12 protein-coding genes are annotated in these 16,164 nt (G+C 66.5%); 7 read left to right on the top strand and 5 right to left on the bottom strand.

Going from position 1 to position 16,164, the window contains the following annotated elements; translation table 11 throughout:
• Positions 1-1,536, top strand: a complete 1,536-nt coding sequence (locus tag BSF38_RS24525; protein WP_083713409.1) for an amino acid permease — start codon at positions 1-3, stop codon at positions 1,534-1,536.
• Between the two features lie 21 nt (positions 1,537-1,557).
• The gene (gene eutC / locus BSF38_RS24520) at positions 1,558-2,367 is read left to right on the top strand and encodes an ethanolamine ammonia-lyase subunit EutC (protein WP_076349710.1); all 810 of its coding nucleotides are present in this window, start codon (positions 1,558-1,560) and stop codon (positions 2,365-2,367) included.
• Here the strand turns inward: eutC and BSF38_RS24515 are convergent, their stop codons facing one another.
• Positions 2,368-3,507, bottom strand: coding sequence for an ATP-grasp domain-containing protein (locus BSF38_RS24515; protein ID WP_076349709.1), 1,140 nt, complete (start codon positions 3,505-3,507; stop codon positions 2,368-2,370).
• Positions 3,508-3,583: 76 nt separating this feature from the next.
• The gene (locus BSF38_RS24510) at positions 3,584-3,937 is read right to left on the bottom strand and encodes a DUF6370 family protein (RefSeq protein ID WP_076349708.1); all 354 of its coding nucleotides are present in this window, start codon (positions 3,935-3,937) and stop codon (positions 3,584-3,586) included.
• A gap of 297 nt (positions 3,938-4,234) precedes the next feature.
• Here BSF38_RS24510 and fae point away from each other — a divergent pair, with 297 nt between their 5' ends.
• Both fae and BSF38_RS24500 read left to right on the top strand, forming a co-directional pair.
• Positions 4,235-4,741, top strand: a complete 507-nt coding sequence (fae, locus tag BSF38_RS24505) for a formaldehyde-activating enzyme (protein WP_076349707.1) — start codon at positions 4,235-4,237, stop codon at positions 4,739-4,741.
• 118 nt (positions 4,742-4,859) lie between these two features.
• Positions 4,860-5,735 (top strand): NAD(P)-dependent methylenetetrahydromethanopterin dehydrogenase, encoded by an 876-nt coding sequence (locus BSF38_RS24500; RefSeq protein ID WP_076349706.1) that lies wholly within the window; start codon positions 4,860-4,862, stop codon positions 5,733-5,735.
• 31 nt (positions 5,736-5,766) lie between these two features.
• Here BSF38_RS24500 and BSF38_RS24495 read toward each other — a convergent pair whose 3' ends face one another.
• From BSF38_RS24495 to BSF38_RS24485, 3 genes are all read right to left on the bottom strand, one after another.
• Positions 5,767-6,126 (bottom strand): 4a-hydroxytetrahydrobiopterin dehydratase, encoded by a 360-nt coding sequence (locus tag BSF38_RS24495; protein ID WP_076351424.1) that lies wholly within the window; start codon positions 6,124-6,126, stop codon positions 5,767-5,769.
• A 28-nt stretch (positions 6,127-6,154) separates the two neighbouring features.
• Entirely contained in the window at positions 6,155-7,189 is a 1,035-nt protein-coding gene (locus BSF38_RS24490; RefSeq protein WP_099092026.1) for an SMP-30/gluconolactonase/LRE family protein, read from the bottom strand.
• Positions 7,190-7,300: 111 nt separating this feature from the next.
• Positions 7,301-7,723, bottom strand: coding sequence for a hypothetical protein (locus tag BSF38_RS24485; protein ID WP_076349705.1), 423 nt, complete (start codon positions 7,721-7,723; stop codon positions 7,301-7,303).
• A 275-nt stretch (positions 7,724-7,998) separates the two neighbouring features.
• Here BSF38_RS24485 and metH point away from each other — a divergent pair, with 275 nt between their 5' ends.
• The 3 genes from metH to BSF38_RS24470 all read left to right on the top strand — a co-directional run bounded on the left by metH (position 7,999) and on the right by BSF38_RS24470 (position 16,130).
• Positions 7,999-11,718 (top strand): methionine synthase, encoded by a 3,720-nt coding sequence (gene metH, locus BSF38_RS24480; RefSeq protein ID WP_237170596.1) that lies wholly within the window; start codon positions 7,999-8,001, stop codon positions 11,716-11,718.
• A 146-nt stretch (positions 11,719-11,864) separates the two neighbouring features.
• Positions 11,865-12,392, top strand: coding sequence for a hypothetical protein (locus BSF38_RS24475; protein ID WP_076349703.1), 528 nt, complete (start codon positions 11,865-11,867; stop codon positions 12,390-12,392).
• 537 nt (positions 12,393-12,929) lie between these two features.
• Positions 12,930-16,130 carry a PKD domain-containing protein gene (locus BSF38_RS24470; RefSeq protein ID WP_076349702.1) on the top strand — a complete coding sequence of 1,067 codons (3,201 nt, stop codon included), beginning with the start codon at positions 12,930-12,932 and terminating at the stop codon, positions 16,128-16,130.
• The last annotated feature ends 34 nt before the right edge of the window (positions 16,131-16,164 follow it).

Here is a 16,164-nt window from a genome sequence, read left to right as displayed (position 1 = left end):
GTGCCTGACGCGACCGAGAACGATGAATCCAGCCAGACCGCGATCGACGACGCTCGGGTCTTGCGAGGGCTCGGTTACAAGCAAGAGCTTTCCCGTCGGCTGAGCGGGTTCTCGAACTTCGCGATCTCGTTCTCGATCATCTGCATTTTGGCCGGCGGGGTGAGTTCGTTCCACCTCGGCCTTTCCAGCGTCGGGGGGGCGTCGATCGGCCTGGGCTGGCCGCTGGTCGCGCTCTTTTCGATGGCGGTCGCCGCGACGATGGGTCAGCTCGCGTCGGCTTTCCCGACGGCCGGCGGTCTCTACCATTGGGCGGCGATCCTCGGCGGTCGCGGCTGGGGATGGGCGACGGCCTGGTTCAACCTGGCGGGCCTCGTGACGGTGCTCGCCGCCATCAACGTCGGCACCTACCGATTCGCCGCGACGGCCCTCGGGGTCGGCCACGGCGACGCCGATTCCTGGGGCGAGCACCTGGTTCAGTCGCTCGTCGTGATCGGGATCACGGGCTCGCAAGCGGCGATCAATCACCTGGGCATCGGCGTAACGGCGAAGCTCACCGACTTCAGCGGCTACTGGATTCTCCTGGTCTCGGCGGTGCTCGTCGGCTGCCTGCTCTGGTTCGCGCCCGGCCTGGAATTCGCGCGGCTGATCACGTTCCAGAACTTCAGCGGCGAGGCGGGGGGCGGCGTCTGGCCGCGCACCGATCAGATGGCCATGCTGTTCGCGCTCGGCGCACTCTTGCCGGCTTATACGATCACCGGTTTCGACGCCTCGGCCCACGCCTCCGAGGAGACCGTCGGCGCGACCGAGATGGTGCCGCGCGGCATCGTGCGGTCGGTTTTGATCTCGGGAATCGCCGGCTGGGCGTTGCTGTCGGCCGTCGTGCTCGCGGCCCCGAGCGTCGTCGAGGCCGCGAATCAGGGCGAAGGGGCGTTCCTCTGGATTCTGCGATCCGCGCTGCCGGGCTGGCTCGCTCTCGGTCTGTCGGCCGGGATCGTCGTATCGCAATACCTTTGCGGCCTGGCCACGGTGACTTCGGCCTCTCGGATGGCTTTCGCCTTCGCCCGCGACGGCGGCCTGCCGTTCTCGACGGCCGTCCGCTGGGTCTGCCCGAAACGACGGTCGCCGGCCGTCGCGATCTGGCTGGTGTCGTCGGCCGCCGTCTTGTTCACGGTCTACACTCCGGTCTACTCGACGATCACGGCCGTCTGCACGATCCTGCTCTACCTCTCCTACGTCTTGCCGAGCGTGCTCGGAGCGCTCGCCTACGGGCGAACGTGGACGGTGATGGGGCCATGGCGGCTCGGCCGCTGGTATCGCCCGCTCGCCTGGCTGAGCGCCGCCGGCTGCGGCGGCTTGATCGTGATCGGCATGCAGCAGCCCAACGAGCGTTCGCTCTGGGTGGTCGGCGGCATGGCGGCGATCCTGGCCGTCGTGTGGTTCGCTGGCGAACGCAATCGCTTCCCCGGGCCGCCCGTCTCGCTGCGGACCCACGCCGAGGCCCCCCGGATCGAAATTCCGGCGAACGCGACGTCCTGAAGTCTCCAGGAGCCGACCGCGATGGACGACCTCGAACCGAAGATCGAAACCGACGCCTCCCGCTTTCTCGAACAGGTCCAGGCACGGACTCCGGCGCGGATCTTGACCGGCCGCGTCGGCGGGTCGTACACGACGCGGACGTGGCTCGAACTTCGGGCCGACCACGCGGCGGCCCGCGACGCCGTCCGCGACGAGATCGACCTCGAAGCCGACCTCGGCCGTGACTTCATCGATCGTTGGGGACTGTTCGAAGTCTCGACCCTTGCGACCAGTAAAGACGAATACCTGCTGCGGCCCGACCTCGGCCGATCCCTCTGCGTTTCGGCACGTGACGAAGTCGCGGGCCGGTGTCCGTCGGGCGTTGATCTTCAGATCGTGCTTGGCGACGGCCTCTCCGCCCGGGCGATCGTCGCCCAGGCGCCGGGGCTGCTTCCTCGGCTCGGCGATCTCGCGACCCGCGCCGGCTGGAGTCTGGGGCGGCCGTTCTTCGTCCGTCGCTGTCGGGTCGGCGTGCTCAACGACGTCGGCGAAATACTCGATCCGGCCGTCGTCGTCCTCTTGATCGGCGAGCGGCCCGGCCTGGCGACGGCCGAAAGCCTTTCGGCCTACCTGGCTTATCGGCCGCGGAACGGACACGACGACTCGCGCCGGAATTTGATCTCGAACATCCACGCCCGGGGCGTTCCCCGCGATCAGGCGGCGCGGCGGATCATTCACCTCGCCGGCCGGATGATCGAGCTGGCGACGAGCGGTGTGAGCGTCAAGGAAACCTGGACGCCCTCGCTCGGCGACGATTCCGACCTCCCGCGATCGCTGCCCGAAACGCCCTGATCATCGTCGCTCGCCGGCTCGTTCGAGCCGTTCCATCCATTCGGCCTCGATCTGGTCAAGCCGTGCCGCGCAGATCTCGGCGGTCGTCGCCGTGGCGAAGACGGTCATGATCGGTTCGAGCGTGTCGATCGTGGTTCCCGGCCAGGGAACGTCAGCGATCGAAGGAACGGCGAACAGGTCGGCCGATCGGCCCGGTACGGCGATCGGCGGCGTGACGAGCCTTTGTCTTGCATAAAGGATGCGCTTGCCGACGATTCGCGAAGCGGAAGACTCGAAAGCTTCGGGCAATCGCCCCTCGGCGCACGCGAGGACGTGATCGCGGAGCAGCGCGCGGCCCATGGCGAGTTCGAGGATCTCGACCGACGCGGTGTAGCGCGGGTTGACCTCGATCGGCCAGGGCTCGTCGTCGTTCAGAATGAAATCGACGCCGAACAGCCCGATGAGCGCGAACTCGGCCGCCAGCACCTCACCGAGCAGGCGAAGCCGCGTGGTGGTCGCATTCGAGACGGGCCACGGACCGATCCCGCCGCGATACAGGAACGGAGCCTCCGGCGCTCCTTGAAACTGCCGGGCGACACCGAGTAATCGCGCGCGTCCCTCCGCCGCGACGTACAGCGCGGAGAGCGTCGGGCCGTCGACGAACTCTTGATAATAGAATGATGCGTCAGCGCGGGCGGCCGACTCTTCGGCCCGGAAGATCGACCGGCCGCCGGCCGAGGCCAACGGCTTGAGGAGCCAGCGTCCGGGCGCGGGCGGTCGTTCCGAGACGCGCGCCAGCGACGGCCCGGCCAGGCCGTTGCGAGCCAGTGATGCGGCCACCCGCCAGGGGTCGCGAATCGCGCGGAGCGTCTCCGGACCATTGCCGAGAAGTGGGCCGGCGGGTTTCAGCCGTTCAATCAGCCCGGGATGGTTTTCAAGCGGTCCGGTGTAGAACCAGGAGGGGCAGTCGTGAGCCGCCGCCATCTGGTCGAGGCGAGCTTCGTCTTCAAGGGGGTCGAAGCGCGACGTCGGACAGAGGTCCGTAAGGTCGGCGTCGGCGTACTGGTCGAGGCAGCGCGGACGCAGTCCGGCGCGGGCGGCGGAGAAGGCCGCGGCTCGGGTGCTGGCACCGACGATCAAGACGTCCGCGGTCGTAGGCATGAAAAAACCCCGTCTCGGTCGGAGGAGCGAGACGAGGGTCCTGGCATGGCTCAAGAGCGATTCTGTGGGGAATCGGTCAGTCGTCGTTCTTGGTGATCTTCTCGGTCGGGGTGAGAAGCTTCTTGCCTTCCTTCTCAACCACGGTCCCGGTGACCTTCACCTTGACCGGCGAGTCCTTCTTGGCTTGGCAAATGCCCAGGCCCTGGTGGGCGTCCTTGAAGAACTCGTTCTTCTCAAGGTAGTAGGTCGTCTTCTTGCCGTCCTTGGTGACGATGACGGCGTTCTGGCACTCCTTGGCCTCTTTGAGGGCGCACTTGGCGCAGAGGCCTTCACCTTCAATGGTGACCTTCTTGCCCTTGTCGTCAGCGTGGAGGGCGCTCACGCCCGCGAACAGAACGCCGCAGGCTACGAGCGTCAAGAGTTTGCGCATCGTTCAACTCCGTCGGAAAAAGGTCGGCGGACGCAGGCTCGGGAACGCGCGAGAAACACTCCTCGACTGGTTAGTCCCCCGCCTGCTTGACAAGTATTGAACCAGTTTCCTCGCGTTGAAACAATCTCCTTCCCCGCGATCCGGAGGTCGTTTCACGGGGTTGCCCCGAGAGGCTCGGCCGTCTATCATGCGTGTCTTGGTCGTGCGCCGGAGGTGGCGCGCGGCGACGGCGCGAGGCTCGACGCCGTCGACTTTCCCGCGAAAGTCGATGCGCGTCTCACAGGGAGATAGGGAAGCATGGCCACGAATATTCTGATGAACGTCGGCGAAGCGCTCGTCGGCGAGGGCAACGAAATCGCCCACATCGACCTCTTGATCGGCAAGAAGGACGGCCCGGTCGGGCTCGCTTTCGCCAACGCGCTGGCCAACCAGTCGGCCGGGCACACGAACCTGCTGGCGGTGCTCACGCCCAACCTAGTCGCCAAGCCGGCGACCGTGATGGTCACCAAGGTGACGATCAAGGGGATGAAGCAGGCCGTGCAGATGTTCGGCCCGGCTCAGGCCGCCGTCGCCAAGGCGGTCGCAGACAGCGTCGCCGAGGGCGTGATCCCGGCCGACGCCGCCGAAGACCTCGTCATCGTCTGCGGCGTGTTCATCCACCCCGCCGCCGAAGACAACGCCAAGATCCTCAAGTACAACTACGAGGCGACCAAGCTCTCCATCCAGCGCGCGATGAAGAACGAGCCGCCGATCAGCGAGATCACCGCCAAGAAGGATTCGGTCGAGCACCCGTTCGCCAAGTGACGAACCGAACTTGATCGATGGAATTCGACGGGCTTCGGCGCGGCCAAGGTCGCGCCGGAGCCCGGTTCGCAATCACCCGCACATGAACCCCCTTCCGCTTATGTTATGGGGTCGCGCCATGTCCAACTCGAAACCGACCATCCTGGTTCAGCTTGACACCGACGCCCAGCCCAGCGTCTTCGACGGCGTGGTCGCCGTCGACGCGGGGGTCGACCACCTGTTCCGGCACGCGAGCGTGACGCCCGACAACGTCCGCGACCTGGTCTACGGCGCGCTGTTCACCCGAGGCCCGGCCGACCTGCGCCAGACGGCCCTGTTCGTCGGCGGGTCGAACGTCGCCGCCGGGGAAGCCGTCCTGGAGACGATCAAGGAGACGTTCTTCGGCCCGTTCCGGGTCTCGGTCCTGTTCGACGCCAACGGCGCGAACACCACGGCCGCCGCCGCGGCGCTCGCCGCGCTCACGAGCGTGGGAGGCTCGCTCGACGGCGCGCACGCCGTCGTGCTCCCCGCGACCGGCCCGGTCGGCCAGCGGGTGGCTCGGCTCTTGAGCCGGCTCGGGGCTTCCGTGTCGATCGGCTCGCGCGATCTCGGCCGCGCGCAATCCCTCGCCGAGCGGCTTCGAAATACGACGGGCGGACGCTTCGAGGCGTTCACGGGCGGCGACCCGGCGCAACTCAACGCCACGATCGCGAAGGCGTCGGTCGTCGTAGCCGCCGGTCCCGAGGGGGCGCAGGTGCTCTCCGCCGCGCTCTGGCAGGGCCGATCGGACCTTCGCGTGGTCGTCGATCTCAACGCCGTCCCGCCGCTGGGCGTCGAGGGAATCGAGGCGACCGACAAGAACGTCGAGCGCCACGGCGCCCGCGCCTGGGGCGCGCTGGGCGTCGGCGGGCTCAAGATGAAGATCCACAAGAAGGCCGTGAAAGCGCTGTTCAACGCCAACGACACGATCCTGGACGCCGAGGAAGTCCTCGAACTGGGCCGGGATCTCGTCTGAGCCGTCGGCGTTGAACGCGCGTCGTTACTTCTCACTTCTTGTTGATGACGAATTTGTTGGGCGTGCCTTCCAGCGGGCCGCCGGCCTCGGGCCGCCAGAAGACGCTGTCTTCGATCTTGCGGGCCAGGGCGAAATCCTTGTCGGTGATCCCGCCGGCCGAGTGGGTCTTGAACTTGATCCAGACCTTGCCCCAGGTCACCGACAGGTCGGCGTGATGATACGCCGCCTCGCAGAGGAAGCCCACGAGGTTCACGACCTGAAGCGTCGTCTGCCAGCCGTCGGTGCTCACCTTCCGGCGCAGCCAGCCATCCTCCATGTACCAGGCGTCCAGACCAAGCTCGGCCGTCCTGGCGGCGATCTCGTCGTCCTTGTAGACCTTCTCGTCGCTCATCGTGGGCATCCTCTCGGATAAACGATCGTCAAGGCTTGCGGACGCCGGGGATCAGCCCTTTGGTCTTGAGCTGCACCCGGCCGATGTACATGTCGGACGCGATGTACAGCACCGACCCATCCTCGCCGAACGCACAGTTGCCGGTGGCCTCGCCGGAGTTGAGCGTCCCCAGGTGCGTGCCGTCGGATGAGAAGATGAAGACGCCGCCGGGACCGGTCGCGAAGACGTTGCCGTTCACGTCGACCTTCATTCCGTCAGGCAATCCAGGGTTTTCCTTGCCGACCTTCGAGGTCACGTCGGCGAACACGCGGCCCTCGCCGATCGTGCCGTCTTCCTTGACCGGATAGGCCGTCCAGACCGCCCGCTTGGGATCGGAATTGGCGACGTACAGCGTCTTCTCATCGGGCGAGAACGCGATTCCGTTGGGGAACGTCAGCTCCTTGGTCAGGAGCGTGACCGAGCCGTCGGGGGTCACCCGGTAGACGCCGTTGAACGGGATCTCCTTGGCCGGGTCGTCGTTCAGCTTGAGCAGGCCGTACGGGGGGTCGGTGAAATAGTAGTCGCCGTTCGATTTGAAAACGCCATCATTGGGGCTGTTGAACCGCTTGCCGTCGTAGCGATCGGCCAGAGTGGCGAAGCTTCCATCGGACACCAACCGTGCGATTCGGCGGTCGCCGTGCTGGCAGAGGACGAGCCGCCCCTTGTGGTCGAACGTCAGGCCGTTCGATCCGGGTTCGCCGCCGCGCGGCTTCGATCCGGTGTACCCGCTCGGCTTGAGGAGGACGCCGGTTCCCTGTCCCTTCGTCCATCTGTGGACGACGTTCAGCGGCACGTCGGAGAACAGCAGCTGCGAGCCGACGGCGTCCCAGACTGTTCCTTCCGACCAGTCGAAGCCCTCGGCGACGCGCTCGATGCGGCCGTCGGTCGGGACGATCGCGTCGAGTTTCGGGTCGAGTCGTTCGATCTTCCCCAGGGTCGGGGTGTCCTTGGCCCGCGCCTCATCGGCGCCCGTGAACAGGAGGCCGGCCGAGAAGGCCATCGCCGCAAAATGTCGAGTCTTCATGGGTGGGGAGAGCTCCCAAAAGCGTACCGTCGAAATCGACCGCCGATGCGGGTCGTCACGAGTACGAGGTTAGCGGGCGCGGCGGGCGATCGCAACGAGGCGGTGAACGGGTCAACGGCCGCCGCCGGCGAGAATGGCATAGATCAATACCGCGACGAAAAGCGACCAGATCCACGCCTTGACCTGGGTTCGCAGCCGGGGAGGCTTGCGCGTGGCGGGCTCTCCCAGCCGCCACCGCCTGAGCGTCTCGGCGCAGGCGTGCCGACGCGAGCGGAAGGCGAAGTCCGTGCGGCCGCAGTCAAGGCAGTGGTACTGGATCAAGAACGGGCAGAGGGCCGTCAGGATCAACGCGATCAGGAACAGCGGCAGGTTCCGGACTCGCAGGGAATAGCAAAGAACCGCCCAGGCTCCAACCAGTCCCACGACGGCCGGCAGCGGGTTGGCGAGCACTCTCTGGTACTCGGCGACGCTCTCGCCGTACGGGTTCTGGGCGCTGGCGCGAGGGATGTCGAGATCCGGGTCGAACGTGGGCATAAGAGACCTTCGCGGTCGTGACGACGTCGTGAGCCGTTCCTGGTATCGTTCGCGGCGCGACCGGCGAGTTCAAGCCCCTTGTGGGATCTCGGCGACGCTTGCTGTTCCACGACGGCTGTCGGACCAAGTTCGCTTGACATCCGTGCGCATCCGCACAGATAATTCAACCACGACGCCGCTCCCGGTCAGAACCCGCCGCCTCGCCGCTTGGCCTGTTACGTCGTGTCGCGCGACCTGAGAGCTGGTCGCACATCCCATTAAATGGACGCATGATCGTGAACAAAGGTATTGGCACCGCATCGTCTCGCCTTGAGGAAATCCTGGCGGAACGGATTCTCGTTCTCGACGGTGCGATGGGCTCGGTGATCTACTCGTATCAACCCACGGAAGAGGATTATCGGGGCAGCCGGTTCGCGAATCATCCCATCAGGCTGAAGAACTGCACGGAAATCCTCGTCTTGTCCCAGCCCCAGATGATCGAGGACATCCATCGCGCCTACCTCGAAGCGGGCGCCGACATCATCGAGACCGACACGTTCAACAACAACCCGCTGTCGCTGGAGGAGTTCGGGCTCGACGAGCATGTTCGCGAGCTGAACGTGCGGGCCGTCGAGATCGCTCGCAAGGCCGCCGACGACTACACCCGGCGCAATCCGGACAAGCCCCGGTTCGTCGCCGGCAGCATCGGGCCGACGAAGAAGCAACTGTCGATGGGCATCGACGTCGAGGACCCCGGCCGGCGCGACGTGACGTTCGACGAGATGGTCGCCAACTACAAGGTCCAGATCGCGGCGCTTGTCGAGGCGGGAGTCGACCTCCTGTTGCCCGAGACGTCGTTCGACACGCTCGTACTGAAGTCGTGCCTGTTCGCCATCGATTCCTACTTCGAGGAGATCGGCCGGCGGCTCCCGGTGATGATCTCGGGGACGATCTTCGACAACCACCGCACCCTCTCGGCCCAGCCGGTCGACTCTTTCTACTACTCGGTGTCGCACTTCGACGCCTTGAGCGTGGGCTTGAACTGCGCGGTCGGCGTCGATCAGATGCGGTCGTCGGTCGAGGCGCTTTCGAGCCTCTGCCGGACGCGGGTGAGCTGCTACCCCAACGCCGGCATGCCCGACGGCTTCGGCGGCTTTCAGGGCGACAAGGCCCATACCGCGAAGGTCCTCGGCGAGTTCGCCCGCAACGGCTGGCTGAACCTCGTGGGGGGCTGCTGCGGAACCACGCCCGAGTGGATCGCAGCCATCGCCGAGCAGGTCCAGGGAGTCCCGCCGCGGAAGATTCCTGATCTGCCGGGGTACTCGACGTACAGCGGGATGGACCCTCTGGTCCTCCGCCCCGAGACGAACTTCACCATGGTCGGCGAGCGGACCAACATCACCGGCTCGAAGCGGTTCGCCCGGCTCATTCGCAGCGGCGACTACGAGGCCGCAGTGAGCGTGGCGCGCGACCAGGTCGACGGCGGCGCGAACATCGTCGACGTCAACATGGACGAGGGCATGATCGACGGCGAGCAGGCGATGACACGCTTTTTGAACCTGATCTCGGCCGATCCCAACGTCGCTAAGGCGCCGATCATGATCGACAGCTCCAAGTGGAGTGTGATCGAGGCGGGCCTCAAGTGCGTCCAGGGCAAGTCGATCGTCAACTCGATCAGCCTCAAGGAGGGCGAGGCGAAGTTCCTCGAACAGGCCAAGCTCGTCCGCCGCTACGGGGCGGCCGTCGTCGTCATGGCGTTCGACGAGACCGGCCAGGCCGTCGAGTGCGACCGCAAGGTCGAGATCTGCAAGCGGGCCTACAAACTGCTGACCGAGACGGCGGGCTTCCAGCCCGAGGACATCATCTTCGACGTCAACATCCTGACGGTCGGCACCGGCATCGAGGAGCACAACAACTACGCGGTCGAGTTCATCGAGGCCGTCCGCGAGTTGAAGCGGCTGTTCCCGAGGTCGAAGACCTCCGGCGGCGTGAGCAACGTCTCGTTCTCGTATCGCGGCAACGACCTCGTCCGCGAGGCGATGAACGCCGCGTTCCTCTACCACGCCATCCGAGCCGGGCTCGATATGGGCATCGTCAACGCCGGCCAGCTCGAAGTCTACGAAGAGATCCCCAAGGATCTGCTCGTGCACGTCGAGGACGTGCTGCTCAACCGCCGCCCCGACGCGGCCGACCGGCTGACCGAGTTCGCCGAAAGCGTCAAGTCGGCCGGCAAGAAGGACGGCGGCCGAGACATGGCCTGGCGCGACGCAAGCGTCGCCGAACGGCTCAAGCACGCGCTGGTGACCGGCACGGTCGACTACGTCGAGACCGACGTCGACGAGGCGCTGCTCGAATTCCCCAAGCCGCTGTCGATCATCGAAGGCCCGCTGATGGATGGGATGAACGTTGTCGGCGACCTGTTCGGCGCGGGCAAGATGTTCCTGCCCCAGGTGGTCAAGAGCGCCCGGGTGATGAAGAAGGCCGTCGCCCATCTGACCCCGCTGATGGAGGCCGAGAAAGCCAGGGCCGCCGCCGCCGGCGAGTCCGATCCCAACGCCCGCAAGGCCCGGGGCAAGATCCTCATGGCCACGGTCAAAGGGGACGTCCACGACATCGGCAAGAACATCGTCGGCGTCGTCCTCGCCTGCAACGATTACGAGGTGATCGACCTCGGCGTCATGATCCCTTGCGAGGACATCCTCAAGAAGGCCCGCGAGCACGAAGTCGACTTCATCGGCCTGTCGGGCCTGATCACCCCCTCGCTCGACGAGATGGTCCACGTCGCCAAGGAGATGGAGCGCGAGGGGTTCAAGCTTCCGCTCCTGATCGGTGGGGCGACGACCAGCGTCAAGCACACGGCCGTCAAGATCGCGCCCCAGTACAGCGAGACGGTGATCCACGTGAAGGACGCATCACGATGCGTCGGCGTCGTCGACCGCCTCAACCGGCCCGAGACGAAACCCGATTTCGACCTTCAGAACCGGACGATGCAGGAGAAGGAGCGTGTCGCGTTCGCGGCCCGTCGCCAGCGGAACCTGATCTCTCTCGAAGACGCGCGACGGCGGAGTCCGCGAATCGACTGGTCGGAGTCGCCGATCGCCAAGCCGTCGTTCCTCGGCACGCGCGTGCTCCGCGACTTTCCGTTGGAAGAGCTGGTGCCGTACGTCGACTGGTCGCCGTTCTTCATGGCCTGGGAGTTGAAGGGGAAGTATCCGGCGATCCTCCAGGACCCGGTGGTCGGCGAGACGGCCCGCGAGCTGTATGAGAAGGCGAGGGCCTTGCTCGACCAGATCATCCGCGAGAAGTTGCTGACCGCGCACGGCGTCTACGGGTTCTTCCCCGCCAACGCCGACGGCGACGACGTGGTGATCTTCACCGACGACACCCGGACCCAGGAGCGAAGCCGGCTCCACTTCCTCCGCCAGCAGTGGGAACGCCAGGGGCAGAACGAATTCCGCTGCCTTGCCGACTTCGTCGCGCCGCTTGATTCGGGCAAGGCCGACTATATCGGAGGGTTCGCGGTGACCAGCGGCATCGGCAGCCAGGCGCTGGTCAAGGGGTTCAAGGACGAACTCGACGACTACAACGCGATCATGGCCGAGGCCCTGGCTGACCGGCTCGCCGAGTCTTTCGCCGAGGCGCTCCATGTGCGGGTCCGCCGCGACTGGGGCTACGGCCTCGACGAACAGCTCTCTCCCGACGACCTCATCGCCGAGAAGTACCGGGGCATCCGCCCGGCCGCGGGCTATCCGTCGTGCCCCGATCACACCGAGAAGTCCACGCTCTGGACCTTGCTCGACGCCGAGGAAGCGACCGGCATCCAGCTCACCGAGTCGTTCGCGATGCAGCCGGGCGCCTCGGTCAGCGGGCTCTATTTCGCGCATCCCCAGGCCCGCTACTTCGCCGTCGACTTCATCCAGCGCGACCAGGTGCAAGAGTACGCCGCTCGGAAAGGCGAGCCCCTCTCCACGATTGAGCGGTGGCTGGCCCCCAACCTCTCTTACGACACGGCCTGACGCCGAAACGTCGATTCGTTCCGACTCGTTCCTGGAAAATCTCGAAGTCGCTCGTCGCTCGACGCGGCGATCGACTAAACTTGAATTGGCACTCGCGACCGTTCACGATCGCCTTTGAATCCGAGACCACCAGGGAACGACCTTCCATGACGCTCGCACGTCTCCGAATCCGATGGCTTCCCGCCGTGGCGGTCGCGGCGGCCCTCTGGGCCGCGCCGGCGGCCTTCGGCCAGACCGCCCCTCCCCCGCCGCCGCCGATCGCCGGCGAGTCGCCGCTCGCTTCGACGGGGACGACCAAGAATCCGAACGTGTATCCTTCGTACGTGAGGCCGCAGGCCCACTACCAGCAGCACAGAAGAAGCGTGGTCCAGCACTACCCCTATCCGTATCCCGGCTACTATCACGGCGACGAGACCGCCGGCTTCCGCAACCCGAGCGGCGCCGGTCGTTATGCGGAATACTATCCGGCCGGCGACCGCTTTCAGGTCGAGAACGACCCGGTCCGCACCGCCAGGTTCGATCAGGGGGGCGGCGCGCCGGACCGCTCGGAACAGCTCGCCGCCGAGCAGATCGGCATCCAGCGCGGCAACTCCATCCAGGGGCATATCGACAACTACGCCCGACCCGCCTTCGGCTACGGCTTCGGCGTCGGCGGCTTCGGCGGATTCTGGTGAGCCGGTCGCGACGACCACCGGGCCCGACCTTCGAGCGAAGGCGGGCCTGATCGTCGACGCGGGGCTCGCCCCGCAAAACCTCCCAATCCCCTCCCCGTCTCGTGGTTTTTCCACAATCCGTCCGGCCGACCCTTTACGGTTCGCATCCCGTGGAGCATTATTCGGGGGTGACTTCCTCGACGAGAGACGACGCTCCCCTGACTGTCACGACCCCGGCCTGGACGAAGCCGACTTGGCGTGCCGTCAAGCCGCCCCTTTCGTTTTCGCGCCGCGCGAATACGTGATTGGGATCGGCGCTTCGCCCAGACTCGAATCGTTCGCTCGTCGTGAAGTCCTCACCAGACCGTTCACCGAACCCCAGGCCGCAGGCTCGGCATCCTCATGCTCCTTGCGACAGTACACTCTTCGCGCCCATCCTCATGGCCGTTCGAGCGGCGCGTTCGGCGGCGGCGGCACGGGCGCGACGCGGTTCGAGACGGCTGGCGACGACCGCGGCGTGGCGTCTCGCCGGAGCTGGACCTGCTCGAAGAGCGGGCGGTGCCGACCTCGTTCTCGATGCTCTCGCCCACCTCGCCCGGCCCGCTTCTGAGTCCGATCACGCCGGTCGGCGGCATCGTGATCGACCTGTTCGGCGCGTCCGGCGGCCGGATCGAGGCCCAGCTCGGCCCTGGGGAGCTGTTCAGCGGAGTGTTCGGTTCGGGAACACCGGTGCTCCTCGGCACCAGATCCGGGTTCACACCGTCGGTCCTGGACACCCTGGGCGGCGGCCTCTCCGCGATCTCCGTCCGCGTGACGATGAACAGTGGCGGGACGGGGCCTGGCGACGCGGGCCGGAACCAGGACGTGCTGCTCGTCAACGGCGCGTCGATGGGCGACTTCAGCAGCGTGACCACCCAGCAGACCAGCCCTGACGGCCAGTCCGGCCTGTCGATGAACACGTCCGGCGGCTTCCGTTCGGATTCGCTCGACACCGGGTTCTTCTACTCGACCGACGGCGGACTGCTGTCGCAGATTTACGCATCGATCGAGCGGACGGGACGCGTCATCTACGGATTGCAGTCGACGGCCCGATCTGAAAGCTCGGTCGACTTCGTGGGCGGCCTCTCGCGCGACCTTCAAAACGCGAGCCGCATCCCGATCCTGGCGATCAACCCGCCGATCATCACGGACGTGAAGGTCGGCTCGCCCATTAACGAAGGCGCGGCCGCGACGATCGTGGTGACGGCCTTCAACCTCCACCATCCCGCGTCGGGTCAGAACCTGACCTACCAGTTCGATCCCAACAACGACGGTACGTTTCCGATCTCGAACACCACCGGCGCTGCGTCGCTAAGCTTCGGCCATCCGGGGACCTACGTGGTGCCGATCCGGGTCTACAATCCCGAAGGCGCCCGGGCCGACGCGCAGGCCGTGATCGTGGTTCGCAACGTCGCGCCCACCGTGACGTCGCCCGGCGATCAAACGGCCGTCGAGGGTGCGACCGCCCGTCTCGATCTGGGGAGTTTCACCGACCCGGGCCGCGACTCGCCGTGGACCGTCGTGGTCGATTGGGGCGACGGCTCGTCGCCGCAAACCTTCAACGTCGCGCATGCCGGCGACCTCGGAACGCTCGATCATCTTTACGTCAGGCCCGGCGCGTACGCGGTCGGCGTCCATGTCACCGACGCTGTCGGTCTGTCGGCCGATGCGTCCTTCACGACCGCCGTTGCGAACGTCGCGCCCACCGTGACGTCGCCCGGCGATCAAACGGCCGTCGAGGGCGTCGCCGCCGACTTACGGCTTGGCGCCTTCACCGACCCCGGGCGGGACGACCCCTGGCTGGTTCACGTGAGCTGGGGCGACGGCTCGGCGATCCAGACCTTCAGCGTCGATCAGACGGGCGATCTCGGCTCGCTCTCCCACCTCTACGCTCAGGCCGGGACGTATTCCGTCGCCGTGTCGGTCGTCGACCTGAACGGCCTGGGACTGAGTGGCGCGGCCTGGTTCCAGGTCGTCGCGCAGAGCGTGGCCCCGACGCTGGCGTCGCCCGGCGATCAGAAGGCCGTCGAGGGCCAATCCACTCCGATCGCTCTGGGGAGTTTCAGCGATGCGAGCCGGAACGCGTCCTGGACGGTTCAGGTCGATTGGGGCGACGACTCGGCCGCGCAGACGTTCACGACCTCGCAGCCTGGCCTTCTGAATTCGCTCGGCCACGCCTTTCCCCGCGCGGGGGTGTTCACGGTCAACGTCCGCGTGACCGCCGCGAACGGCCTGGCCGACTCGGTTTTGTTCCTCGTCGATGTGGCGAACATCGCCCCGACCGTGACGTCGCCCGGCGATCAGAAGGCCGTCGAGGGGACCACCGCGAGCTTCGCATTGGGGAGCTTCACCGACCCCGGGCAAGACACCCCCTGGACGTTCGTCGTGAACTGGGGAGACGTTGCCGAATCCCAGGTCTACCAGACGAGCCGGCAAGGCTCGCTGGGAAACCTGACGCATACTTACGCCGTTCCGGGTCGGTACGCGGTCTCGATTCAGGTCGCCGACAGCGGCGGCTTGTTCAATCAGGCCACGTTCGGGGTCGACGTCGCGAACGTCGCGCCCACCGTGACGTCGCCCGGCGATCAGGTGGCCCTTGAGGGGAGTCAGGCGACGCTGGCGCTGGGTCGCTTCACCGATCCCGGCGCCGATTCGCCCTGGACGGTCCACGTCACCTGGAGCGACGGCGCCGACGAGCAGGCATTTACCGTCGACCGTCCCGGCGACCTGGGCGCAGTGACGCGTGTGTTCGGCGTTCACGGCGTCTATCAGGCCACGGTCGAGGTGACCGACGCGCTGGGCATGCGGGGAACGTCGAGCTTCCTCGTGAACGTCGGAGACGTCGCGCCCATATTCGACGACGTTCAGTTCCCCGCCACGATCGACGTCAATCAGTCGGGCCTGCTGCTGGCGACGTTCCACGACCCGGGATTCCTCGATCGGTTCCACGTATCGGTCGACTGGGGCGATCAGACCTCGACGGACTTCGGAAGCGGGCTGACCTTCCGCGACTACTTCGCCACCCACGCGTTCGCGAGGTCCGGCTCCTATCAGGTCGTCGTCACGGTCGTCGACCTCGCGGGGGCGTCGGCCTCGGCCCGGCTCAGCGTGCTGGTGAACGCCCCGCCGATCGTGGCGACGCCCACGCCGGCGGCGCATCAGGCCGCGCCGCCGGTCAGCCAGCCGCTGTCGAGTTCCTTGATCACGGCGCTCGATTTCCTCAGTTCGTCGTCGTCCAAGGGCCGAGGAACGTCGTCCGCGCCTCCACCGAAGGGCTTGATACCCAATTTCCCCGGGGCTCTCGGGCAGGGAATCGGGAAGAACGGGTCGTTCTCGAAGATGGCTGGCAAGACCGGAGCGAACGGCGGTCGGAGCCTGGAGGAGATTCTGGCGATCTTGCTCTCGGGTCGGAAGGCCCCGATCCAGGTGGCCGCCGCGGCGCGCGGGGCGGGCGTTGAAGTCGCGGGCGATCTGAGGGCGCTGGTTGCGACCGCCGGACCGAAGTCGCCGGAACTCGCCGCCGCCGTCGGCCTGGTCGGGCCCGAGGCGCTGGGTTCGCCGCTGTCGCGTTCAAAGCGCGCGCGTGGCAAGGCGACGCGGGTGATGATCCTGGTGGTCGCCTGGACGGTCAGCCTGCGCAATCAGCGGGGATCGAGCTTTACGAAGCGCTCAGGCCGATTCAGTCCCGAAAAAGCGAAGCCCGCCGGGCAGCCGTCGTAGGCAAGTGATAGACTGGTGTGGTTCTGCGGGCCGC

Source organism: Paludisphaera borealis, from assembly GCF_001956985.1.
In the GTDB taxonomy this organism is placed as follows: domain Bacteria; phylum Planctomycetota; class Planctomycetia; order Isosphaerales; family Isosphaeraceae; genus Paludisphaera; species Paludisphaera borealis.
This window is presented reverse-complemented; position numbering and strand designations above follow the sequence as displayed.

Excerpts from the sequence above, each read along its gene's own strand:
- eutC (WP_076349710.1), top strand. The coding sequence starts at position 1,558 with ATGGACGACCTCGAACCGAAGATCGAAACCGACGCCTCCCGCTTTCTC.
- BSF38_RS24515 (WP_076349709.1), bottom strand. The coding sequence starts at position 3,507 with ATGCCTACGACCGCGGACGTCTTGATCGTCGGTGCCAGCACCCGAGCC.
- BSF38_RS24510 (WP_076349708.1), bottom strand. The coding sequence starts at position 3,937 with ATGCGCAAACTCTTGACGCTCGTAGCCTGCGGCGTTCTGTTCGCGGGC.
- fae (WP_076349707.1), top strand. The coding sequence starts at position 4,235 with ATGGCCACGAATATTCTGATGAACGTCGGCGAAGCGCTCGTCGGCGAG.
- BSF38_RS24500 (WP_076349706.1), top strand. The coding sequence starts at position 4,860 with ATGTCCAACTCGAAACCGACCATCCTGGTTCAGCTTGACACCGACGCC.
- BSF38_RS24495 (WP_076351424.1), bottom strand. The coding sequence starts at position 6,126 with ATGAGCGACGAGAAGGTCTACAAGGACGACGAGATCGCCGCCAGGACG.
- BSF38_RS24490 (WP_099092026.1), bottom strand. The coding sequence starts at position 7,189 with ATGAAGACTCGACATTTTGCGGCGATGGCCTTCTCGGCCGGCCTCCTG.
- BSF38_RS24485 (WP_076349705.1), bottom strand. The coding sequence starts at position 7,723 with ATGCCCACGTTCGACCCGGATCTCGACATCCCTCGCGCCAGCGCCCAG.
- BSF38_RS24475 (WP_076349703.1), top strand. The coding sequence starts at position 11,865 with ATGACGCTCGCACGTCTCCGAATCCGATGGCTTCCCGCCGTGGCGGTC.